Genomic DNA, 20,799 nt, shown 5'->3' with positions numbered 1-20,799 from the left:
GCCGACGTTGCCGCCGGCCTCAGGCAGATGTGGGAAGCGGCTCGCGGATACGAAAGAGGCGGCTTCACAATTTCGTGCGCTCGTGGGCGGGCTTGGCGGCGGCGGGCCGAATCCCTTAAGTAGCGGCATGACAGCCAGCCACACCGCCGAGATCACCGGCCTCTACCGCTACCCGATCAAGGGCCTGACACCGGAGCGCCTGTCGCGCGCTGCCTTGCGGGTCGGTCAGACCCTGCCAGCCGACCGCCGCTACGCCATCGAGAACGGCCCGAGCGGGTTCGACCCTGATGCGCCCGAATGGAAGCCGAAAATTCAGTTTCTGATGCTGGCGCGCAATGAGCGGCTAGCTGAGCTCGACAGCCGGTTCGACGACGCCACCAATCTGTTGACCATCCGCAAGGACGGCCAAATCGTCGCCAGCGGCGATCTGGAAACCGCGGCCGGGCGCGCCGCCATCGAGGCCTATTTCAGCGAAAACTTCCAGCCCGAGTTGAAAGGCCCGCCCAAGGTTCTATCCGGTCGCGACCACAGCTTCTCCGACGTCGCCCGCAAGGTCGTCTCCATCATCAATCTCGGCAGCGTCGGCGCGATCGAGACCATGCTCGGCGGCGTCGCCGTGCATCCCCTGCGCTTCCGCGCCAATCTCTACGTCAAGGGCTGGCCGGCCTGGTCGGAGCTCGATCTCGTCGGCCAGACGCTTGCGATCGGGCAGGCTCGGCTGAAGGTGATCAAGCGCATCGTCCGCTGCCCGGCCACCAATGTCGATCCTGAAACCGCCAAGCGCGATCTCGAAATTCCGCCCACGCTCTCGCGCCATCTCGGCCACATGGATTGCGGCATCTACGCCGAGGTGATCGCAGGTGGCGAGATCGGCGTCGGCGATGTAGTGGCGGTGGAAGAGCCGAGATTGGTCTGAGCCAACGGCGTCTCCACGCACGCCGTCATTGCGAGGAGCCCTTGCGACGAAGCAATCCAGACTATCTCCGCTGAGGGATTCTGGATTGCTTCGCTGCGCTCGCAATGACGACGGCGACGAACCCTAATTCGGCATCACATACGCATAGATCCGGCCGCGCGAGACGGGCGCTTCGCGGACGCGGTTGCCGCTGTTGCCGGAGATCATGATCGGATTGCCCTGCGCATCGATGCCGGTGATGATGCCGACATGGCCGCCGCGGCGGCCGCGCGACATCACCGCGATGGCGCCGACCTGCGGACCGGAGACGCGCGTGCCGTAACGTGCGAACGAGCTCGCCATGTCCGAGCCGGTGCCACGATGGCCGGTGTGCTCGAGCACCATGTTCATGAAGCGCGCGCACCACAGGCTGCCGCGCCCGGTCGGATTGCCGCCGAGATAGCGCCGCGCCTCGGATACGAGGCCAGATCCGCCACTGAATCCGCCGCTCGTCGCCATGCTGCTATTGCCCATGCCGCCGCTGTCGGCGCTCGGATTGTAGCTGGCCTGGGTGTCGGCGAAACCGCTCGCCTGCAACTGCGCCGCGCTGCGCTCGAAGCGCGAGCTGCGTGCATGATGGCGGTGATGATGATGCCTGGCGTGGTGCACGCCAGCGTGCCGCTCTGCGCTATGACGATGATGCGGCCGCGCCGAGGCCGGAGAAACAAGTGCGGCAACCGCCGCGAAGAAAAGCGCCAGCGCGACAACACGACGCGACAGGCGGTACGCAAACAACTCAACCATTCTTCATCCTTCGTTACACCCCGCTTCCCGTCGGCCCGTGCGGGGGCCGACATCCGCCGGGCCGTAAAGCTTCCGGATGTGGCGACAAAAAGACGCCACCTCGGCGAATGGCTGCGATGATTTTGTATCGGGACTGGCCTGATGCTGCCGCATTGCGGACAACTGCGTTAACTGCAATCCTGCAAACGCGGCTTGAAGAGAGGGAAACAGTTAATGCCCCACGCCACGACCAGGGACGACGTTCGCATCTATTTCGAAGAGGCGGGCCAGGGAACGCCGATTATTTTTCTGCACGAGTTCGCGGCCGACTACACCAATTGGGAGCCGCAGATGCGCTACTTCTCGCGCGGCCATCGCTGCATCACCTATTCGGCGCGCGGCTATACGCCGTCGGACGTGCCTGACGGCGAAGTCTATACCTACACGCATTTCTACACCGATGCGCTTGCCGTGCTCGATCACCTCGGCATCGAGCGCGCGCATCTCGTCGGGCTGTCGATGGGCGCCTATTCGTCGCTTCAGATCGGGCTCAACGCACCGCAGCGCGCGTTGTCGATGACACTGGCCGGCGTCGGCTCCGGCTCGGAGATCGAAGATCTCGAGAATTGGCGCAAGCAGTGCCGCGCCAATGCCGAGCAGTTCGATACGCTCGGCTCCGCTGAAGTCGCAAAGGTCACGCGCGAGGCGCCGAGCCGGATTCCGTTCCTGGTGAAAGACCCGCGCGGCCACGCCGATTTCTACGCCGCGCTGGCGCGGCACGATGCCAGGGGATCGGCCAACACGATGCGCGGCTTCCAGGGCGGTCGGCCCTCGATCTACACGATGACGGACGCGATCGCGAAGGTGACAACACCCGCGCTGATCATCTGCGGCGACGAGGACGATCCGTGCGTCGGGCCGAGCCTGTTCCTGAAGAAGCACCTGCCCGCGGCCGGCCTCGCGATGTTTCCGAAGTCCGGCCACGTGCTCAACCTGGAAGAGCCCGCGCTGTTCAACGAGAGCGTGGAGCGGTTCGTGACGCTGGTGGAAGCGGGGCGATGGCCGGTGCGGGATCCGCGGTCGCTGGCGCATTAAGGCGACGCAATCACCACACACTCCGTCATTGCGAGCGTAGCGAAGCAATCCAGGATCCCTCCGCGGGGACAGTCTGGATTGCTTCGTCGCAAGAGCTCCTCGCAATGACGGAGGAACTACTTCCCCCCGCCGCGGCTCAGCAAGAACACCGCCTGCTCGCCGAACATGTTCCACACCCACCAGGGCAGGTTCAGCGGCACGGGACGGCCGTAGAGATCGAGCGCGACCGAGCGCTCCATCTTGACGTTGATCTCGTCACAGAGCTGCACGAAATCCTTGATGGTGCAGAAATGGATGTTGGCGGTGTCGTACCAGGTCGCCGGCAGATTCTCCGTGCGCGGCATGTGGCCGCCGATCAGGAGCTGGAGCCGCATCTTCCAGAAGCCGAAATTCGGGAACGACACGATGGCGCGGCGGCCGATGCGCAGCAGGTTCTCCAGCACGACCCTCGGCTGCCGCGTCGCCTGCAGCGTCTGCGACAGGATCACGTAGTCGAAGGCATCGTCGGGATAGTTGACGAGATCGGTGTCGGCATCGCCCTGCACCACCGCAAGCCCCTTGGCGACGCAGCGGTTGACGCCCTCGCGCGACAGCTCGATGCCGCGGCCGTCGATGCCGCGGGTCTCCAGCAGCTGAAGCAGATCACCCTCGCCGCAGCCGACGTCGAGCACTTTCGAGCCCGGCTTGACCATCTCGGCCACCAGCAGATGATCGGCGCGAAACCGACCCGACGGCCCGGTCGCAACGCCGTTCAGGGGCAGCACTTCCTGGGCAGACATCGCTAGCGGTCCTCAAGGGTGAGCCCGCGCGCCTTGCCTGCCGATTGCAGGAACGCGCGGGAGATGTCGAAGAATTCGGGCACGTCGAGCAGGAAGGCATCGTGACCGCGATCGGTCTCGATCTCGGCAAAGGACACCCGTGCGCTCGATGCGTTCAGCGCGTGCACCAGCGCGCGCGATTCCGAAGTCGGGAACAGCCAGTCGCTGGTGAAGGAGACCACGCAGAAGCGGGTCTTGATTCCCGCGAACGCCTTCGCCAGCACGCCGCCATGGTCGGCAGCGATATCGAAATAGTCCATCGCGCGGGTCAGATAGAGATAGGAGTTGGCGTCGAAGCGCTCGACGAAGGACGAGCCCTGGTAACGCAGATAGGATTCGACCTGAAAATCCGCGTCGAACGAGAAGGTCGGCAGCTCGCGGTCCTGCATGCGGCGGCCGAACTTGCGATGCAGCGCCGCATCCGAGAGATAGGTGATGTGCGCCGCCATCCGCGCCACCGCGAGCCCGCGATGCGGATGGATGCCGCGATCGGCATAGCCGCCACCGTGCCAGTCGGGATCGGCCATCACGGCCTGGCGGCCGAGCTCGTGGAAGGCGATGTTCTGCGCCGAGTGCCGCGTCGCGCAGGCGATCGCGAGCGCAGAGAACACGCGGGCAGGATAGGCCGCGGTCCATTGCAGCACCTGCATGCCGCCCATCGAGCCGCCGACGACGGCAAACAGCGTGTCGATGCCGAGCCGGTCGATCAGCATCGCCTGCGCGCGCACCATGTCCGGGATGGTGATGACGGGGAAATCCAGGCCCCAGACCTTGCCGGTGGCGGGATTGATCGATGCCGGCCCGGTCGAGCCCATGCAGCCGCCGATCACGTTGGAGCAGATGATGAAGTAGTGCTTGGGATCGATGGGACGGCCGGGGCCGACCAGCGTCTCCCACCAGCCGGGCTTGCCGGTGACGGGATGCACATTGGCGACATGCTGGTCGCCGGTCAGCGCATGGCAGATCAGCACGGCGTTGGAGCGATCGGCGTTGAGCTCGCCATAGGTCTGGTAGGCGATCTGGAACGGGGAGAGATCGACGCCGCAATCGAGCCGCAGCGGCTGCTCGGCGCCGAAATGCGCGACCGGCGAGCTTGGATGATCCACCTCGTGCGACCGTTCGTCGGCGCTGATCGCAGGACTCGGTATCGACTTGACGCTACCCATCTCGGACATCGACCTCGTTTGCGACTGGCTGCTCGACCGCGCCGCTGACATCAGGCCATGAAAAACCCGGCCTGAACGATAGGTTCGGCCGGGATCGGAAGCGTCCCCGGCCTGTTTAGCGAATTTTTTAACGTGGCTGCAAGCCGGCCGGCTCAAATGACCACGGAACAGGCAAAAGCTACCGTCTTGGGCGGTTTTCGTCAAGTCGCGGCCCGGATCGGGCCAATTCGCCTCCCGCGCTGCCCGCGGAAAGGGCCGTCATTTCTCTTTGCTTTCGCCGCCCCGACTGCCTAATCAGGACATTGATCGCAGCGGTGACGGCCTTACCAATTGTCCTGCCGATCCGCACCGGAACGTCCTTCAACAGCCCAAGCGCTTCAACAATCAAGTCAGACATGACCCAACGTCCGCCCGCGCCACCATCGCTCCAGGAACTGCGCAAGGAGATCGACGCGATCGACGAGGGCATGCATCGCCTGCTGATGCAGCGCGGCGACATCATCGACCGCCTGATCCAGGTGAAGCAGACCCAGGAGGTCGGCTCGGCGTTCCGGCCTGCGCGCGAGGCTTCCATGATGCGCGAGATCGTGCAGCGTCATCGCGGCATCCTGCCGCTCGACACGGTCGAGAGCATCTGGCGCGTCATCATCTCGACCTTCACCTATGTGCAGGCGCCGTTCTCCGTGCATGCCGACATCTCGGTGAGCGAGCCGGCGATGCGCGATTCCGCGCGCTTCCATTTTGGCTTCACGGTGCCTTACGTCGCCCATTTCAGCGCGCAGGCGGCGGTCGAGGCGGTGGCGAAATCCAAGGGCGACCTGGCGCTGGTCTCGGCGACGTCGAGCCGCACGCCGTGGTGGCTGGAGCTGGAGGCGGATGGCGCGCCGAAGATCATCGCGCGGATGCCCTTCATCGAGCGCGCCGACCATCCGGCGGCACTGCCGGTGTTCGCGATTTCGCGGGTCGCCGACAGCGCTTTGGTGACGGAGGTCGAGACCTTCAGCGTCCGCGTATCCGGGTGGAATGCCGAGGTCGCGCGCGCGCTGTCGCCGCTCGCCGAGATCGTGGCGGTGCCTGACACCGCCTTTGACGGCGCGGCCCTGCTGGTCTCGGTCACCGGCGCGACCAGAATCGACAAGATCAGGGCTGCCCTGATCGAGGCGGGGGCCTCGGTCCGCTCCGCGGCCCTCGTCGGCAGCCACGCAACGCGCTATACGGTGCCCCCGACCGGGGCGAGATCGTAAATCGCGAGCAGCCCAGCCTATCCGGAGTCCAAGATGTCCCGCCCCGTGCCGAATCCCGGCATTCTCGATATTGCGCCCTATACCCCCGGCAAGAGCCCGGTGCCGGAGCCGGGCCGCAAGGTGTTCAAGCTCTCGGCCAACGAGACGCCGTTCGGGCCCTCGCCCAAGGCGATCGAGGCGTTCAAGCGCGTGGCGGATCATCTGGAGGACTATCCGGAAGGCACCTCGCGGGTGCTGCGCGAGGCGATCGGCCGCTCCTTCGGGCTCGATCCCAATCGCATCATCTGCGGCGCCGGCTCGGACGAGATCCTCAACCTGCTCGCCCATACCTATCTCAGCCAGGGCGACGAGGCGATCTCCACCACGCACGGCTTCCTGGTCTACCCGATCGCGACCATGGCGGTCGGCGCCAGGAACGTCGTCGCGCAGGAGACCAACCTCACCGCTGATGTCGACGCCATCCTGAAGGCCGTGACGCCGAAGACAAAGCTGGTCTGGCTCGCCAACCCGAACAACCCGACTGGCACCTATCTGCCATTCGACGAGGTCAAGCGGCTGCGCGCCGGCCTGCCCTCGCACGTGCTGCTGGTGCTGGATGCCGCCTATTGCGACTACGTCTCGCGCAACGACTACGAGATGGGAATCGAGCTCGTCGCCACCACCGAGAACACGGTGGTGACGCACACCTTTTCCAAGATCCATGGCCTTGCGGCACTGCGCATCGGCTGGATGTTCGGGCCCGAGCACATCATCGACGCGGTCAACCGCATCCGCGGTCCCTTCAACGTATCGACGCCGGCGATGTATGCCGCGGTCGCCGCGATCGAGGACACCGCGCACCAGGCGATGTCGAAGCAGTTCACCGAGACCTGGCGCAACTGGCTCACCGAGGAGATCGGCAAGCTCGGGCTGAAGGTGACGCCGAGCGTCGCCAATTTCGTGCTGATCCACTTCCCGACCGACAAGGGCAGGACCGCTGATGACGCCGACGCGTTCCTGACCAAGCGGGGCCTCGTGCTGCGCGGCTTAAAGAACTACGGCCTGCCGCATGCGCTGCGCATGACCATCGGCACTGAGGAGGCCAACCGCCTCGTGGTCGAGGGCTTGCGCGACTTCATGGGCGGCAAATGAGCACGACCGCGCACTTCCAGCGCGTCGCGCTGATCGGCTTCGGCCTGATCGGCGGCTCGATCGCGCGCGCTGCGAAGCTCCAGGGCTTAGCCGGCGAGATCGTCACCACCGCGCGCTCGGAGAAGACGCGCGCGCGGGTCGCCGAGCTCGGCATCGTCGATCAGGTCGTGGCCACCAATGCGGAGGCGGTGAAGGACGCCGATCTCGTCATCCTCTGCATTCCCGTCGGTGCCTGCGGGCCGGTCGCGCAGGAGATCGCCAGCCATCTGAAGCCGGGCGCGATCGTGTCTGACGTCGGCTCGGTCAAGGGCGCGGTGGTCCGGGACATGGCGCCGCATCTGCCCCAGGGCGTCCATTTCGTGCCCGCACACCCGGTCGCGGGCACCGAGCATTCGGGTCCGGATTCCGGCTTCGCTGAGCTCTTCATCAACCGCTGGTGCATTCTCACACCGCCGGAGGGCACCGACACCGAGGCCGTCGCTCACTTGCGCGCCTTCTGGGCGGCGATGGGGGCCAAGGTCGAGGTCATGACGCCGGATCATCATGATCTCGTGCTTGCGATCACCAGCCATCTGCCGCATCTGATCGCCTACACCATCGTCGGCACCGCCGACGAGCTGGCGCAGGTGACGGAATCGGAGGTGATCAAATTCTCCGCCGGCGGTTTTCGCGATTTCACCCGCATCGCGGCGTCCGACCCGACGATGTGGCGCGACGTCTTTCTCGCCAACAAGGAGGCCGTGCTGGAAATGCTCGGCACCTTCACCGAAGATCTCGCCAAGCTCACCCGCGCGATCCGCCGCGGCGACGGCGATGCGCTGTTCGACCACTTCACCCGCACCCGCGCCATCCGCCGCGGCATCGTCGAGATCGGCCAGGATTCGGCCGCGCCCGATTTCGGCCGGCCGCATGCGGCGCTGAAGAAGCCGTAGCTCCGCCCGTCTCTCCTCCGTCATTGCGAGGAGCGAAGCGACGAAGCAATCCAGACTGTTTCTCCGGAGAAAGTCTGGATTGCTTCGCTTCGCTCGCAATGACGGGGGAATCAATACAGCGGCGGAATCTCGCCGACCTTGACCGGGCCGAGCAGCACGGCGCCGTCGACGAATTTCAGCGGGAAGCTTCTCGCCTTCTTGCCTTCCAGCGTGCTCTCGGTGCCGATCGAATTGATGCCGGCGGCAACGCCGGCGTTGGCGTTCTGCTTGATGACCTTGCCGAGGCCGGGCACGGCGCGGTCGAGCGCGCCGAACAAATTGTTGAGGTCCTGCGACTTCACGCCGGGCGCGACGCGGTCGAGCGTTGCCTGCGGCACCCCCTCCTCCAACAGCTTCTCGATGCCGAGCGCCGGGATCACGCGCTCGAGGCCGGTCACCGTCATCTGCAATTCGCCGTCGAGTCGGCCAGAGGCCGAGAGGCCGAGCGTGCCGGCCGCAACCGCGATCATCTCGCCCTGCTGGATGCGCGACTGGACGATCTCGATGTGACCGCCGGCAGCCTGGATCTCGCGGAAGCGCTGCGGCCAAGGCTTTGGCGTGAGGTCGGAGAGGCCGGTGATCTTGGCGCGGGTGTCCGCCTCGAACGGCTCGGCGAGCAGCGGATGCACGCCCTGGATGCTGCCCTGCGCGACATGGAGCACGGTCTCGATCACGGGATGATCGGACGGCGATCCGTCGGCGAGGCGACCGTGCAGCTCGACCTGCTTGGCGCGCGCAAGCGGCACCTGCACGCTGCCGTCGAGACGGTTGAGGCTGGGACCGTCGAACACGATGGAAGCACGGTCCGGTACGGCCGGCAGGCCAGCCACGCTGGCGCGGCCCTTGCTCCAGTTCACCACAAAGGTGTTTTGCGTGACACCATCGGTCAGCGTCGCCGGCGCAGAGAATTCGGCGATGACGCGCTTGGGATCGTAAACCTGGGCCAAGACCAGGATGTTGTCGAGCTTTGCCGTGAACGGCGTCTTGCTCGCGTTCTGCGAGACCAGGGCGACGCTGGCGCCGGAGCACTGGACCTCGAAGCGGAATGGGAAGCCCGCGATCGAGCGCTTGGCGCAATCATAGATTCGACCGGACTTGGCTTCCTGCGCCCGCCAGGCGTCTGCGACGATTTCGGCCTGCGACGCGGCGTAGAACCAGAAGCAGCTCCAGGCGACGGCGAGGATCAGGACGAGGACGGGGGCGATGAAAAGGCCCCAACGGGAGCGGCGGCCTGGGGCAACGGTCATATTGGACATGCGGCGATCCTTTGACCCCAGATTCTGGCAAATGTAAGCGAGGCCCGTCTGCGACGAAAGGCGGAGAATTCACTTCGCCTGGGCCCGCGGTTCTGGTAGCCGTTCCCGAAATGTCCGAAATCTCCCTCCCCTCCGTCACCACTGCCAAGGGCGACCTCTGGGTGTTCGGCTACGGCTCGCTGATGTGGCGGCCGGGCTTCGAATTCGAGGAACGCGTCCCGGCGCGGCTGGTCGGCGAGCATCGCGCGCTCTGTGTCTATTCCTTCGTGCATCGCGGCACGCCGGAAAAGCCCGGCCTGGTGCTCGGCCTCGATCGTGGCGGCGCCTGCCGTGGCATCGCCTTCCGCGTCGCCGATAAGAACCGGGCCGACGTCGTCGCCTATTTGCGCGCACGCGAGCAGGTCACGTCGGTCTATCGCGAGGTGATGCGCTCGGTGTGGCTGGAGAACGATGCGCGCCAGCGCGTCTCCGCGCTCGCCTATGTCGTCGATCGCGGCCATGCGCAATATGCCGGCCGGCTGTCGCTCGCCGAGCAGCACCGCCATGTCATCCAGGGCCACGGCCAGTCCGGCGCCAACCGCGACTACGTGACGGCAACTGTGAAGGCCATCGAGGCCGAAGGTTTTCGCGACACGCAGCTGCATCAGCTTGCATTGATGCTGCATGGTGATGCCCATTCGCTGCACGCACCGGCTCCGGGCGAAGACAGCGAAAGCCGCTAAAGCGCGATAAGATTTGGACGAATTGCCATCGCGGTTTAGGTTGTTGTCCACGCATGATCTTTCCGGAAAACCGCTTCGTCTTTTGCGGATCATGCTTTAGCCGCCGGTCGGCGCGTAGCTTGGCGCGCTGCCGATCAACTGCTCCTGCTCTGTCCGCCCCGCTTCGACGAGGCGCCCGGTCGCGTCTTCGATGACCGTTTGCACGCGGGAGAGAAACTCGTCCTTCGGCAGACCCGCCGGCAACGGTTCGAGAAACTCCACCACCAGCGTGCCGGGATAGCGCATGAAGGTGCGGCGCGGCCAGAACAGGCCGGAGTTGAGCGCGATCGGCAGGCACGGCACGCCGCAGGACGAATAGATCTGTGCAAAGCCGGTCTTGTAGTTGGGCGGCGCGCCGGGAGCACGGCGCGTGCCTTCCGGAAAGATGACGAGCTGACGGCCGCTGCGCACCGCCTCGCGCGCCCGCCGCGTCATGTCGAGCAGCGCCTTCACACCGGCATTGCGATCGATCGCGATCATCCCGGTCTTGACCAGGAATTGACCGAACACCGGGATCTGCATGAGCTGACGCTTGAGGATGAAAATCGGCCGATTGAAGAAACCCGGTAGCACGAACGTTTCCCAGAACGACTGATGCTTCGCCACGATCAGCAGCGGTCCTTGCGGGATGTTCTCGACGCCGCGGAATTCCACCTTGATGTTGCAGACCACGCGCATCAGGACCAGCGTTGCCTTGGCCCACCATTCCCCCACCGTCAGCATCGCGCGCGGCGGCAAGGCGAAGGTCGGCAGCGCCACGATCGCAAGGCACACCAGCACGGCATAGAACAGCACGTTGAACACGAGCGAGCGCAGGAAAATCAGGAACATCGACGGTCCGATCAATTGCAGATCAATTGGCCTGTGCGGTGGCGGGCCGCTTCGGCTGCTGACCCGCAGGCTGCTCCGACATCTCGGGCCAAAGGTCAATCCCGAAATCCTCCAGCCGGACCCTGAGCTCGGCCGCGATATACTTGACATATTCCGACAGGAGCAGCCGCAGCGTCGAGCCCGAGGTCCACCACGGCTCCTCGCGCCATTTGTCGCCGACCACCGCGAACGGGATCAGCGTCGTCTGTGGCATCGCATGCGAGAATTCCACCAGCGCGCGCGGCATGTGATAGTTGGAGGTGACCACGATCAGCGATTTGAACCGGCGCCCCTCGGCCCAGCGCCGCGCCTCGGCCGCGTTGCCGCGGGTCGAGAGCGCGGTGCGGTCGAGATCGACGCAGCAGGTCATGAAGGACTGGTTCTCCGGCAAGGTGCGGGAGATGTCGCTCGCCGTCGAGGTCGGATGCACGCCGGAGATCAGGAGCCGCCTGCCGTAGCCGGCAGCGAGCAGCTCCATCGCATCCGAGACCCGCGAGGAGCCGCCGGTGAGGACCACGATGCCGTCCGCCTTGCGATCGGGCACCTTCTCGGCCCCGCGCAATTGCGCCAGGAACGCAATGAAGCCCGCCGCCGCGCCGACGAAGGCAAGCGCGATGATCGACACGATTGTCGCGCGCAGCCAGCCGCGCGGCAGTTTCGGCGATCGATCGTCGGTCGGCGCGGTCATGCGATGTCGGTGATCCCTTCCCTGAATGATTTTATGACGTTTTGAGGCGAAGTGGAGTCCGGTTTGAAAGGCTTATCAACGCTACGAAACTGTCAGGTCGCAAAGTCGAGCCACCCTCTCCCCTTGTGGGAGAGGGTGGCTCGCCGCGACAGCGGCGAGACGGGTGAGGGGTTCTCTCCGCGCGCAAATCTCTTGCAGCGAAATTGCGGAAGCAACCCCTCATCCGGCGCCATAGCCGAAGCTTCGCTTCGGCGTTCTCAAGAACGGAGGCCGAAGGCCTCCTATGCCACCTTCTCCCGCAAGGGGAGAAGGAAAGAAAAGAGCTCAATCAACATCATTCAATGTCGCGAACAGCGTCTGACGTGAGGCGACCGCCGTGATGGCGCCGATCAGCACGGCCTGGACCGCGAGAACGATGTAGCCGGACGGCCGCAGCGAGAAGGTGCCGAGCAGCGCGGCGAACTGGTCGCCAACGGGGGTACCGGAAAACCAGCCTGCGATGGACTCGGAGAAGCCGAACACCAGCATGGCGGCGCTCCCGCCGATCACGCCGCCCTCCAGGCCCAGCCTGAGGAAATGACGCAGGAAGTGATTGGCGATGTAGCGGTCGCCGGCGCCGACGAAATGCAGGACCTCGACGATCGGACGGTTCGCCGCCATGGCGCCGCGGGTCGCGAACGAAACCGAGATGATCGTGGCGATGATGACGAGCGCGAGGATGCCGAGGCCGGCCAGCACGGTGGCGTTCGTCATCAAGCGCATGCGCTCGATCCAGGCGCGGTGATCGTCGACGCTGGCGCCCGGCGCGACCTGCGTCACGCGCGCGCGCAAGGCGCCGAGATCGAGCGGCGTGCCCGGCTGCACGCGCGCGATGATCATGCGCGGCACCGGCAGATCGTCCATCGACAGGCCGGTGCCGAGCCAGGGCTCGAGCAGCTTGCCGCTCTCCTCCCTGGTGAACGGCTTGACCTCGACGATGCCGGCTTGCGCGCGCATCGCCTCCGTCACGGCTGCGGTATCGCGCTCGAGATCACGGCCGGTCTGCGGACGAACCTGGATGGTGATTTCGCTCGCGACGTCCGACTGCCATTCGGCGGCGGAGGCGCTCACCAGCAGCACCGTGCCCGTGGCCATCGAGGCGAGAAAGGTCATGATGGCGACCACGGCGACCAGCGCTCTGCCGTGGATCGAGGCGCGCGGCACGATCGGAGACATGTTGCGCGCCTTCGCCGGAAGCTGCGGACGCTCCTGTCCGAGGTCGACCAGCACGCCGCGCTCGTCGGTCCTACTCATAGACGTGCAACCGCCCCTGGTGCAGCACCAGGCGTCGCGCCTCGTACTGGTCCATCAGGCCGATGTCGTGGGTGGCGATGATCACGGCGGTGCCTGATTTGTTGAGCTCGATGAAGAGCCGCAGCAGGCGGCGGCCGAGCGTCGGATCGACGCTGCCGGTCGGCTCGTCCGCGAGCAGCAGTTGCGGCCGCGAGATCACGGCGCGCGCGATCGCCGCGCGCTGCTTCTCGCCGCCCGACAGGATCGGCGGCAGCGCGTCCATGCGATCGCCGAGGCCGACCCAGCGCAACAGGTCGATCACCTCCTTGCGGTAGCTCGACTCGCTGCGGCCCATGACGCGGAACGGCAGCGCGACGTTCTCATAGGTCGTCATGTGGTCGAGCAGGCGGAAATCCTGGAGCACGATGCCGATGCGCTTGCGCAGGTCCGCGATCTCGTCCTTGCTGAGCTGCGAGATGTCGTGGCCGAACAGATTGACGAGGCCCCGCGTCGGCCGATGCGACAGGAACAACAGGCGCAACAGGGAGGTCTTGCCGGCACCGGACGGTCCGGTGAGAAACTGGAAGGAATGCGCCGGGATCTGGAAGCTGAGATCGCGCAGGATCTCCGGCCCCAGACCGTAACGCAATCCGACATTTTCGAACCGAACCAAGCTCAGCTCCGTTCGAGAGGGGGCGCGGGTCGCACTGCGACGTTCCGCCATGCGCGATCAACGGGTTTTGCCGCCGTTATGGTTTCCGGTTCGTTAACGGTCGCCCTGTAGCGTAAAGGACGCCCGGTTCTCCGCGACCGTGGCATCGTCAAGACCAGTCCAAGACCTTCGTTCATGCATCAAGGCTCGTCCATGCATATCGTCTGCCCCCATTGTATGACATCCTACGCCATCAAGCTCGCGAGCCTTGGGGCGAACGGACGGGCGGTCCGCTGCTCCCGCTGCAAGGAGACCTGGATCGCCCATGCCGAGGATGCCATCGAGGAGGCCTCCGTTCCGGCCATGGCCGCAGCCAGCCGAGCCGACGACCAGTCCGATCTCGCCGAGCAATGGAACTCCTATGCCAAGGACAACGGCACCACTGAGGCGCCCGTCGTCGACAGCCCCTCGATCGCCAGCGACTGGCCGGATGAGGAGGCCCGCGAAACCGAGGACGAATGGTCAGCGGCGGCCCGGCAGGCCGAGGAGGAGGCCGCCGGCGCACAGCACCAATCCTGGTTCCGCGGCCTGTTCCGCCGCCGCGGCGCGCGGGTGAGCCGTCCGGTCGCCACCACGGCTCCGCGCAAATCCTGTTTTGGCCTGCCGACGGCCTGCGCCGCGATGGGCGCGCTGGTGCTGGCACTGGTGATCTGGCGCGGCGACGTGGTGCGGCTGCTGCCGCAGACCGCGGCGTTCTACAAGATGGTCGGGGTCGAGGTGAACCTGCGGGGCCTCGCCTTCAAGGACGTCAAGCTCTCCAGCGAGACCGTGGACGGTAAGCAGGTGCTGGTGATCGAAGGTGTGATCGTCGGCGAGGGCAAGAAGCCGCTCGACATCCCCAGGCTGCGCTTTGCCGTACGTGACGCGCAGGGCGCGGAGATCTACGCCTGGAATACGGTGCTGGAACAGACCGTGCTGCGGCCCGGCGAGCGCGCCTTCTTCCGCTCGCGCCTGGCCTCGCCGCCGCCGGAGGGCCGCAATATCGACGTTCGTTTCTTCAACCGGCGCGACATCGCCGGCGGCAGCGTATAATCGACCCCGCAGCGGAGGTTGATCCCAAGGTTGGTCTCATGCCGAAAATCTTGATCGCCGACGACGAGGATTCGATGCGCACGCTGGTGGCGCGCGCCATCGCCATGGACGGCCACGAGACCGTCACCGCCCAGGACGGCGCCGAGGCGCTGGAGATCCTGACCCGCGAGGACGGCGCCTTCGACCTGTTGCTCACCGACATCCAGATGCCGGTCATGGACGGCATCGCGCTGGCGCTCTCCGCCGCGCGCGATTTCCCTGATCTGACCATCTTGCTGATGACCGGCTTTGCCGACCAGCGTGAGCGCGCCTCCAACCTGAATGCGCTGGTGTATGACGTCGTGACCAAGCCTTTCTCGGTCGCGGACATCCGCACGGCGGTAGCCGATGCGCTGGCGGCGAGGAAGGGTCAGCGGCGGCGATAGCCACACACTTGCCGCTGTCATGCCCCGCCTAGTGCGCAATTGCGCACGGGGGCATCCAGTACTCCGCGGCTTCTCGATTCAAGCACCGCCGTCTCGGAGTACTGGATCGCCCGGTCAAGGCCGGGCGATGACACTGAGAGTGCCGCTCAAAACTCCTTCAGCAGACGCTCGAGATAGTCGAGCTCGATCTGCGGCCGCGAAGGATCGCCGAGGCGACGGCGGAGCTCTTCGAGAATGCGGCGGACACGCTGGGTGTCGATCTCGCCGGGAATCTTGACCGTGTAATCGTCGCCATATTCGCGCCCATGCAGCGGACGGCCCAGCGGATCGGTCTGGTTGCCACCGCTCTGCTGACGGCCGGCGCGCTGGCCGGGGCCGTCGCCCTGGCCGTCACCATCGCCCTGCTGCATCGCCTCGGCCATTTTCTGCGCACCCTTGCGCATCGCGTCGAGCGCCTTGCCCTGCGAATCCACGGCCCCGTCGGCATTGCCCTCGCCGAGCTTTGATCCCGCATCGCCCATGGCACCGTCGGCTGCATCCAGACTGCCGTCGTCATCGCCCTGGTCGCCGTCCTGATCGCCGTTCTGGCCAGGCTGGCCCTGGTCGCCTTGCTGGCCCTTCTGGCCCTGTTGGCCTTTCTGCCCCTTTTCCCCCTTCTGCGTGAGGCCGCGCTTGGCAAGCTCGTCCTGCAGCTTCTTCAGGCGGTCGCGCAGCCCCTGCTGGTCCTGCTGCAGCTCCGACATGGACTGATCGCCCTGCTGCTGCTTGCCGCGCGAGCGGTCGCGCCGGGAATCCTGGCCCTGCTTGAAGGTCTTGTCGCGCAATTGCTGCTGCTTGCGGATCATGTCGCCGAGCTCGTTGAGCGCCTGCTCCATGTCGCTCTCGCCGGACTGCCCCGGCTGCGCCATCTGGAGGCCTTCCAACATCTGCTGGAGCTGTTCGAGCAACTGCTTGGCGGCATCCTTGTCGCCGGAGCGCGACAGGCGCTCCATCCGGTCGATCATGTTCTGCAGATCCTGCTGGCGCAGGACCTTGGTATTCGGGTCGAGCGGCCGCGCCAGCTGCTGCGGATCATTGTTGTTGCGGAACTGCTCGGCGAGCTGGCGCATGAAATCGTTCAGCGCCTGACGCAGATCCTGCGTCAGCTTCTTGATCTCTTCATCGCTCGCGCCGCGCTCCAGCGCCTGCTTCAGCGCGTCCTGAGCCGCGCGCAACGCCTTCTCGACGTCGGAGATCTTGCCATCTTCGATCGTCACCGCAAGCGCCCACAGACTTGCGACGACCTCGCGCAGGGCCTCATCGGTGCGCGCGGCCTCGAGCTGTCGGGCCACGCTGTGCAGGCCGAGATATTGTCCGGGCTCCGGCGTGAACATTTCGGGCGCGATCATCAGCGCGTCGAGCGCGGCATAGACGTCGGAATTCTTGTTGGCGTCGAGCGCGAGAATGCGGCGCTGCTCGATCAGTGCACGTGCCAGCGGCTTGGTGAAGAGCCGTTCGGGCAGGCGCATGTTGAACGGTTTCGCTTGCGGCCTCATTGCCGGCCTCGTCCTTGGCCGTGAGGATCAGCGTGACCTCGGCGCCGGCATAGGGATCCTCGCTGAGATCCTTCACCGACTGTCCGACGCCGTTGCGGGTTCGCGCATTCGGCAGCGCGAGCGGGAATTGCGGCGGCTGGAACAGCGGCCGCGGCGCCGTCCTGGTGTCGCCATCACCGGCAGCGGTCTTCGCACCATCCTTGGCGCTGTCTTTGGCACCGTCCCGGGCATCGGTCGACCGCGGGGCGAATTTCACCTCGGCGCCGGTGACGCCGTAATCGTCCTCGATCTTGTAGGAGAGCTGGAGCGCGCCGCGCGCCTGGCGCTCCGGGTCCTTGGCGAGCGCGATCGTCGGCGGACGATCCGGCGTGGCCGCAAAGGCCCATTGCGGCTGGCCGGAGGGCGCGCGGACATGCGCGGTGCCGTCGCCGGAAATGGCGAAATGCCGCTCATTGGTCCCCTTGGGGCTGGCTTCAGTGGGGGCGACCTCCTTGAGGCCGCCGGAGACGGCGACATCCAGGTTGCCGCCGGAGGAGCGCACGATCAGGGTCGAGCCGGCGGGAACGGCGAGCGGACCGCTGGCGGGCAACGCGGCAGCCTCCTTGTTGGCGGCCGACAGGATGACCGGCGGCTTGCCGGTATAGAGCGGCGGCGTGACCCAGGCATCGACGCGAACATTGGTCGGCGCCAGCACCCCGTTCCAGTCGAAGGCGGCGCCAAGGCGCATCGCACGCTCGTCACCCGCGGCGAAGAAGGTGGCAACCAGCATCACCATGACGAGGGCACGCAGCGCCCAGGGATCGTGAAGCGCGAGACGCGGATGCGGCAGACCGGCGCGGATGCGCTTGATGGAGGCCAGCGTCCGCTCGCGCTGCGCCTGCCACAGCGCCTGCGCGACCGGGTCCTGCGAGGTCAGCGTGTCCGTGAGCGTGGTGGCCGGGCGGTGACGGATGCCGGAGCCGCGGTCGAGCCGGGCGAGCGCTTCCTCGCGGCTCGGCCAGCGGAAGCGAATCAACGGGAACAGGGCGACGGCCGCGATCGCGGCGAAGAGGCCAAGGCCGACGGCCCGGGCAACGAACGGGACGGCAAGCCAGAGGCCGGCCCAGGACACCACCAGGAACAGGCCGACGACGGTCAGAAGGCGCGCCACATTGGGCCAGGCACGCTCCCACGCGATGGCATAAGTAGCCCGATCAAGGGCCTGCGCCAGCTTCAGCCGCGACAGCGCATCACTGTTGCGGATCGGGTCTGACGGGCCGGGGGTGACGCCGTTCAATCAACTCTCCAGGTTGCCCGGTAGAGAAGAGCCTATCACAACGGCAGCACTGAGGCATCCGTTCCTGTACGGGAGAGCCTCCTTTTCCCGCATAACACGAGGACGTGACTGGCCCGGTGCAACCCCGTAATTTCCGCGCGCCATCCCCGAGGGAACGAAGGAAACGTCATGGACAAGAAGATGCACGACAAAGGCCTGGAGGTCCGCAAAGCGGTGCTGGGCGAGGCCTATGTCAACAACGCCCTGAAGAACGTCGACGATTTCAACCGTCCGTTCCAGGAGATGCTCAACGAATATTGCTGGGGCACGGTGTGGGGCCGCGAGGAGCTGCCGCGCAAGACCCGCAGCATGCTCAACATCGCCATGATCGCGATCCTCAACCGCCAGCACGAGTTTCGCGCGCACCTGAAGGGCGCTCTGACCAATGGTGTCACGCGCGAGGAGATCCGCGAGATCCTGATGCAGGTCGCGATCTATGGCGGCATGCCCGCCGCGGTCGACAGCTTCCGCATCGCGCGCGAGGTGTTCGCGGAGATCGACGGGAAGGCGTGAAGCCACAAACAGCATTCAACGTAGTGCACCGTCATTGCGAGCGCAGCGAAGCAATCCAGAATCCCTCCGCGGAGACAAACTGGGTTGCTTCGCTGCGCTCGCAATGACGACGGAAGGAGATGACACCATGGACATCGGATTCACCGGCCTCGGAAACATGGGCTTCCCGATGGCGCGGCGACTGATCGAGGCGGGACACAAGCTCGTCGTGTTCGACACGCGCAAGGAGGCCATGGACAAGCTGGTTGCGCGCGGGGCGACTGCGGCGTCTTCGCCGAAGGACGTCGCCGACCAGGTCGAGACCGTGATGGCGAGCCTGCCCTCGCTGCAGGCTTCCCGGGACGTTGCCACCGCCGCCAACGGCGTGATCGAGGGCAAGCGCGTCAAACGTTTCGTCGACCTCTCGACCGTCGGCTCGGCGATGGCCGCGAAGATTCACGGCCTGCTCGCCAAGCGCGGCATCGTGCAGATCGATTGTCCCGTCTCCGGCGGCGTCGGCGGCGCCGAGAAGGGCACGCTTGCGGTGATGGTGTCGGGCCCGAAAGCCGAGTTCGAGCTGCTGAAGCCCGCGCTCGACGTGATCGGAAAACTGTTCTTCATCGGCGAGAAGCCCGGCGCGGCGCAGACCATGAAGCTCGCCAACAATTTCCTCTCGGCCACCGCGATCGTGGCGACGTCGGAAGCGGTGGTCATGGGCGTCAAGGCCGGGCTCGATCCCGCCGTAATGATCGACGTCATCAACGCGGGCTCCGGCATGAACACCGCGAGCCGCGACAAGTTTCCGCGCGCGGTGCTGCCACGCACCTTCGACTTCGGCTTCGCCACGGGGCTGATGGTGAAGGACGTGCGGCTGGCGCTGGAGGAGATGAAGCAGCTCGGCTTGTCGATGGAAGTTGCGGATGCCGTCGGGCGGTTGTGGGAAACGGTGATCAGCGCGGAAGGCGCCGAGTCCGATTTTACCGCGGCGATCAAGCCGATCGAGAGGAAGGCGGGCGTTGTGGTCGGCGGGGCGAAATAACGCTCGTTCCGTAGATCAATTGCTCACAGCCACGGCGCGGGCTTATCCATCGCGATGAGTTGCTCGACCTCGATGCGCGGGCGCACCACCGCGTACTGGTCGTCCTTCACCAGCACCTCGGGCACCAAGGGCCGCGTGTTGTAGGTGCCGGCCTGCACGGCGCCGTAGGCGCCCGCGGTCATGATGGCGAGGAGATCGCCGGGCGTGGGCGTCGGCAGCGTGCGGTCGAGGGCGAGATAGTCGCCGGTCTCGCAGACCGGGCCGACGACATCGGCCTTGATGGTGGCGGCGCCCTTGGCGGGCTGCTTCACCGGCAGGATGTCGTGATGCGCCTCGTACAGCGTCGGGCGGATGAGGTCGTTCATGGCAGCGTCGATGATGACGAAGTTCTTGCCGTCGCCGTGCTTCACATAGATCACCTTGGCGACGAGAATGCCGGCATTACCGACGATCATGCGGCCCGGCTCGAACATCAGCGTGCAGCCGAGATTGTGGCTGACGCGCTTGACCATGGCGGCATAGGCGGCCGGCGCCGGCGGCGCCTCGCGGTCCATGTAATAGGGAATGCCGAGACCACCGCCAAAATCGACGTGGCTGATGTCATGGCCGTCCGCCCGCAGCGTCTGCACGAATTCGGAGAGGATGCGGAACGCGGTCTCCATGCCGGACAGGTCAGTGATCTGGCTGCCGATATGCACGTCGGTGCCGGTCACCTTGATTCCGGGCAGCTTCGCGGCGCGGGCATAGACCTCGCGGGCATGGGCGATGGGAATGCCGAACTTGTTCTCCGACTTGCCGGTCGAGATCTTGGCGTGGGTGCCGGCGTCGACATCCGGATTGACGCGCACGGAGATGCGCGCGGTCTTGCCCATCTCGGTCGCCAGCCGCGACAACAGCTCGAGCTCAGGCTCGGATTCGACGTTGAGGCACAAGATGTCGGCCGCGAGCGCCGCGCGCAGCTCTGCTTCCGTCTTGCCGACGCCTGAGAACAGGATCTTGCTGGCGGGAATGCCGGCGGCCATCGCCCGCTTCAACTCACCGCCCGAGACGACGTCGGCGCCGGCGCCCAGCTTGGCCAGCGTGCGCAGCACCGACTGGTTGGAGTTCGCCTTCATGGCGTAGCAGACCAGCACCTTCTCGCCGGCGAAGGCGTCCGTGAAGACGCGGTAGTGCCGCTCGAGCGTTGCGGTCGAATAGCAATAGAACGGCGTGCCGACGGTCGCGGCCAGCTCGGACAGGTTCACCGCCTCGGCGTGCAGCACGCCGTTGCGATAGTCGAAATGGTTCATGGCGCAGGCT

General features: G+C 65.8%; 19 protein-coding genes, 1 pseudogene and 1 riboswitch. Of the genes and pseudogenes, 10 read left to right on the top strand and 10 right to left on the bottom strand.

Annotated features, from left to right (window positions below):
- Positions 1-127 precede the first annotated feature (127 nt).
- Positions 128-916 carry an MOSC domain-containing protein gene (locus ACVIIV_RS11405; RefSeq protein ID WP_456744275.1) on the top strand — a complete coding sequence of 263 codons (789 nt, stop codon included), beginning with the start codon at positions 128-130 and terminating at the stop codon, positions 914-916.
- 123 nt (positions 917-1,039) lie between these two features.
- Here ACVIIV_RS11405 and ACVIIV_RS11400 read toward each other — a convergent pair whose 3' ends face one another.
- Positions 1,040-1,699, bottom strand: coding sequence for a TIGR02594 family protein (locus tag ACVIIV_RS11400; RefSeq protein ID WP_456744274.1), 660 nt, complete (start codon positions 1,697-1,699; stop codon positions 1,040-1,042).
- A 213-nt stretch (positions 1,700-1,912) separates the two neighbouring features.
- Between ACVIIV_RS11400 and ACVIIV_RS11395 the strand changes: the two genes are divergently transcribed.
- A complete protein-coding gene (locus ACVIIV_RS11395) occupies positions 1,913-2,773 on the top strand; it encodes an alpha/beta fold hydrolase (RefSeq protein WP_456744273.1) in 861 nt (286 codons plus the stop codon).
- Between the two features lie 116 nt (positions 2,774-2,889).
- On the opposite strand, the gene metW is transcribed toward ACVIIV_RS11395, so the two are convergent.
- Both metW and metX read right to left on the bottom strand, forming a co-directional pair.
- Positions 2,890-3,552 (bottom strand): methionine biosynthesis protein MetW, encoded by a 663-nt coding sequence (gene metW, locus ACVIIV_RS11390; protein WP_456744272.1) that lies wholly within the window; start codon positions 3,550-3,552, stop codon positions 2,890-2,892.
- A gap of 2 nt (positions 3,553-3,554) precedes the next feature.
- Positions 3,555-4,757, bottom strand: a complete 1,203-nt coding sequence (metX, locus tag ACVIIV_RS11385; RefSeq protein WP_456748706.1) for a homoserine O-acetyltransferase MetX — start codon at positions 4,755-4,757, stop codon at positions 3,555-3,557.
- Between the two features lie 94 nt (positions 4,758-4,851).
- Positions 4,852-4,931: riboswitch (SAM riboswitch) on the bottom strand.
- 221 nt (positions 4,932-5,152) lie between these two features.
- On the opposite strand from metX, the gene ACVIIV_RS11380 reads away from it, so the two are divergent.
- The 3 genes from ACVIIV_RS11380 to ACVIIV_RS11370 are packed head-to-tail and all read left to right on the top strand — an operon-like array spanning position 5,153 to position 8,064.
- Complete coding sequence (locus tag ACVIIV_RS11380; protein WP_456744271.1) at positions 5,153-6,001, top strand: chorismate mutase; 849 nt, start codon at positions 5,153-5,155, stop codon at positions 5,999-6,001.
- Positions 6,002-6,034: 33 nt separating this feature from the next.
- Positions 6,035-7,132 carry a histidinol-phosphate transaminase gene (gene hisC, locus ACVIIV_RS11375; protein WP_456744270.1) on the top strand — a complete coding sequence of 366 codons (1,098 nt, stop codon included), beginning with the start codon at positions 6,035-6,037 and terminating at the stop codon, positions 7,130-7,132.
- A complete protein-coding gene (locus ACVIIV_RS11370; RefSeq protein ID WP_456744269.1) occupies positions 7,129-8,064 on the top strand; it encodes a prephenate/arogenate dehydrogenase family protein in 936 nt (311 codons plus the stop codon). The genes hisC and ACVIIV_RS11370 overlap by 4 nt, the downstream gene beginning before the upstream one ends.
- Positions 8,065-8,174: 110 nt before the next feature.
- Here ACVIIV_RS11370 and ACVIIV_RS11365 read toward each other — a convergent pair whose 3' ends face one another.
- Positions 8,175-9,359, bottom strand: coding sequence for a DUF2125 domain-containing protein (locus ACVIIV_RS11365; protein WP_456744268.1), 1,185 nt, complete (start codon positions 9,357-9,359; stop codon positions 8,175-8,177).
- 110 nt (positions 9,360-9,469) lie between these two features.
- On the opposite strand from ACVIIV_RS11365, the gene ACVIIV_RS11360 reads away from it, so the two are divergent.
- Positions 9,470-10,081 (top strand): gamma-glutamylcyclotransferase, encoded by a 612-nt coding sequence (locus ACVIIV_RS11360; RefSeq protein WP_456744267.1) that lies wholly within the window; start codon positions 9,470-9,472, stop codon positions 10,079-10,081.
- Between the two features lie 96 nt (positions 10,082-10,177).
- On the opposite strand, the gene ACVIIV_RS11355 is transcribed toward ACVIIV_RS11360, so the two are convergent.
- The 4 genes from ACVIIV_RS11355 to ftsE all read right to left on the bottom strand — a co-directional run bounded on the left by ACVIIV_RS11355 (position 10,178) and on the right by ftsE (position 13,623).
- Positions 10,178-10,951: a lysophospholipid acyltransferase family protein gene (locus tag ACVIIV_RS11355; RefSeq protein ID WP_456744266.1), complete on the bottom strand. Its 774-nt coding sequence runs from the start codon at positions 10,949-10,951 to the stop codon at positions 10,178-10,180.
- 22 nt (positions 10,952-10,973) lie between these two features.
- The gene (locus ACVIIV_RS11350) at positions 10,974-11,678 is read right to left on the bottom strand and encodes a YdcF family protein (RefSeq protein ID WP_456744265.1); all 705 of its coding nucleotides are present in this window, start codon (positions 11,676-11,678) and stop codon (positions 10,974-10,976) included.
- Positions 11,679-12,002: 324 nt separating this feature from the next.
- The gene (locus tag ACVIIV_RS11345; protein WP_456744264.1) at positions 12,003-12,971 is read right to left on the bottom strand and encodes a cell division protein FtsX; all 969 of its coding nucleotides are present in this window, start codon (positions 12,969-12,971) and stop codon (positions 12,003-12,005) included.
- Positions 12,964-13,623 carry a cell division ATP-binding protein FtsE gene (gene ftsE / locus ACVIIV_RS11340; protein ID WP_456744263.1) on the bottom strand — a complete coding sequence of 220 codons (660 nt, stop codon included), beginning with the start codon at positions 13,621-13,623 and terminating at the stop codon, positions 12,964-12,966. The genes ACVIIV_RS11345 and ftsE overlap by 8 nt, the downstream gene beginning before the upstream one ends.
- A 192-nt stretch (positions 13,624-13,815) precedes the next feature.
- Here ftsE and ACVIIV_RS11335 point away from each other — a divergent pair, with 192 nt between their 5' ends.
- Positions 13,816-14,694 carry an MJ0042-type zinc finger domain-containing protein gene (locus ACVIIV_RS11335; RefSeq protein ID WP_456744262.1) on the top strand — a complete coding sequence of 293 codons (879 nt, stop codon included), beginning with the start codon at positions 13,816-13,818 and terminating at the stop codon, positions 14,692-14,694.
- Positions 14,695-14,732: 38 nt separating this feature from the next.
- Positions 14,733-15,119, top strand: coding sequence for a response regulator (locus ACVIIV_RS11330; RefSeq protein WP_456744261.1), 387 nt, complete (start codon positions 14,733-14,735; stop codon positions 15,117-15,119).
- A gap of 146 nt (positions 15,120-15,265) precedes the next feature.
- Here ACVIIV_RS11330 and ACVIIV_RS11325 read toward each other — a convergent pair.
- Positions 15,266-17,930, bottom strand: a pseudogene (locus ACVIIV_RS11325) (TIGR02302 family protein).
- A gap of 168 nt (positions 17,931-18,098) precedes the next feature.
- On the opposite strand from ACVIIV_RS11325, the gene ACVIIV_RS11320 reads away from it, so the two are divergent.
- Positions 18,099-18,482 carry a carboxymuconolactone decarboxylase family protein gene (locus ACVIIV_RS11320; protein WP_028134137.1) on the top strand — a complete coding sequence of 128 codons (384 nt, stop codon included), beginning with the start codon at positions 18,099-18,101 and terminating at the stop codon, positions 18,480-18,482.
- A gap of 127 nt (positions 18,483-18,609) precedes the next feature.
- Entirely contained in the window at positions 18,610-19,500 is an 891-nt protein-coding gene (locus ACVIIV_RS11315; RefSeq protein WP_456744260.1) for an NAD(P)-dependent oxidoreductase, read from the top strand.
- Between the two features lie 23 nt (positions 19,501-19,523).
- Here ACVIIV_RS11315 and lysA read toward each other — a convergent pair whose 3' ends face one another.
- Complete coding sequence (gene lysA / locus ACVIIV_RS11310) at positions 19,524-20,789, bottom strand: diaminopimelate decarboxylase (protein WP_456744259.1); 1,266 nt, start codon at positions 20,787-20,789, stop codon at positions 19,524-19,526.
- Positions 20,790-20,799 lie beyond the last annotated feature (10 nt).

This window comes from Bradyrhizobium sp. USDA 4354, assembly GCF_054060315.1.
Note: the sequence above shows the minus strand (reverse complement) of the source record. Positions and strands in the feature narration are given on the sequence as shown.

Bases quoted from the DNA above. Each gene is read 5' to 3' on its own strand.
- metW (WP_456744272.1), bottom strand. From the start codon at position 3,552: ATGTCTGCCCAGGAAGTGCTGCCCCTGAACGGCGTTGCGACCGGGCCG.
- ACVIIV_RS11370 (WP_456744269.1), top strand. From the start codon at position 7,129: ATGAGCACGACCGCGCACTTCCAGCGCGTCGCGCTGATCGGCTTCGGC.
- ACVIIV_RS11315 (WP_456744260.1), top strand. From the start codon at position 18,610: ATGGACATCGGATTCACCGGCCTCGGAAACATGGGCTTCCCGATGGCG.
- ACVIIV_RS11365 (WP_456744268.1), bottom strand. From the start codon at position 9,359: ATGTCCAATATGACCGTTGCCCCAGGCCGCCGCTCCCGTTGGGGCCTT.
- metX (WP_456748706.1), bottom strand. From the start codon at position 4,757: ATGGGTAGCGTCAAGTCGATACCGAGTCCTGCGATCAGCGCCGACGAA.
- ACVIIV_RS11380 (WP_456744271.1), top strand. From the start codon at position 5,153: ATGACCCAACGTCCGCCCGCGCCACCATCGCTCCAGGAACTGCGCAAG.
- ACVIIV_RS11405 (WP_456744275.1), top strand. From the start codon at position 128: ATGACAGCCAGCCACACCGCCGAGATCACCGGCCTCTACCGCTACCCG.
- ACVIIV_RS11345 (WP_456744264.1), bottom strand. From the start codon at position 12,971: ATGAGTAGGACCGACGAGCGCGGCGTGCTGGTCGACCTCGGACAGGAG.
- lysA (WP_456744259.1), bottom strand. From the start codon at position 20,789: ATGAACCATTTCGACTATCGCAACGGCGTGCTGCACGCCGAGGCGGTG.
- ACVIIV_RS11335 (WP_456744262.1), top strand. From the start codon at position 13,816: ATGCATATCGTCTGCCCCCATTGTATGACATCCTACGCCATCAAGCTC.
- ACVIIV_RS11400 (WP_456744274.1), bottom strand. From the start codon at position 1,699: ATGGTTGAGTTGTTTGCGTACCGCCTGTCGCGTCGTGTTGTCGCGCTG.
- ACVIIV_RS11320 (WP_028134137.1), top strand. From the start codon at position 18,099: ATGGACAAGAAGATGCACGACAAAGGCCTGGAGGTCCGCAAAGCGGTG.
- hisC (WP_456744270.1), top strand. From the start codon at position 6,035: ATGTCCCGCCCCGTGCCGAATCCCGGCATTCTCGATATTGCGCCCTAT.
- ACVIIV_RS11350 (WP_456744265.1), bottom strand. From the start codon at position 11,678: ATGACCGCGCCGACCGACGATCGATCGCCGAAACTGCCGCGCGGCTGG.
- ACVIIV_RS11395 (WP_456744273.1), top strand. From the start codon at position 1,913: ATGCCCCACGCCACGACCAGGGACGACGTTCGCATCTATTTCGAAGAG.
- ACVIIV_RS11355 (WP_456744266.1), bottom strand. From the start codon at position 10,951: ATGTTCCTGATTTTCCTGCGCTCGCTCGTGTTCAACGTGCTGTTCTAT.
- ACVIIV_RS11330 (WP_456744261.1), top strand. From the start codon at position 14,733: ATGCCGAAAATCTTGATCGCCGACGACGAGGATTCGATGCGCACGCTG.
- ACVIIV_RS11360 (WP_456744267.1), top strand. From the start codon at position 9,470: ATGTCCGAAATCTCCCTCCCCTCCGTCACCACTGCCAAGGGCGACCTC.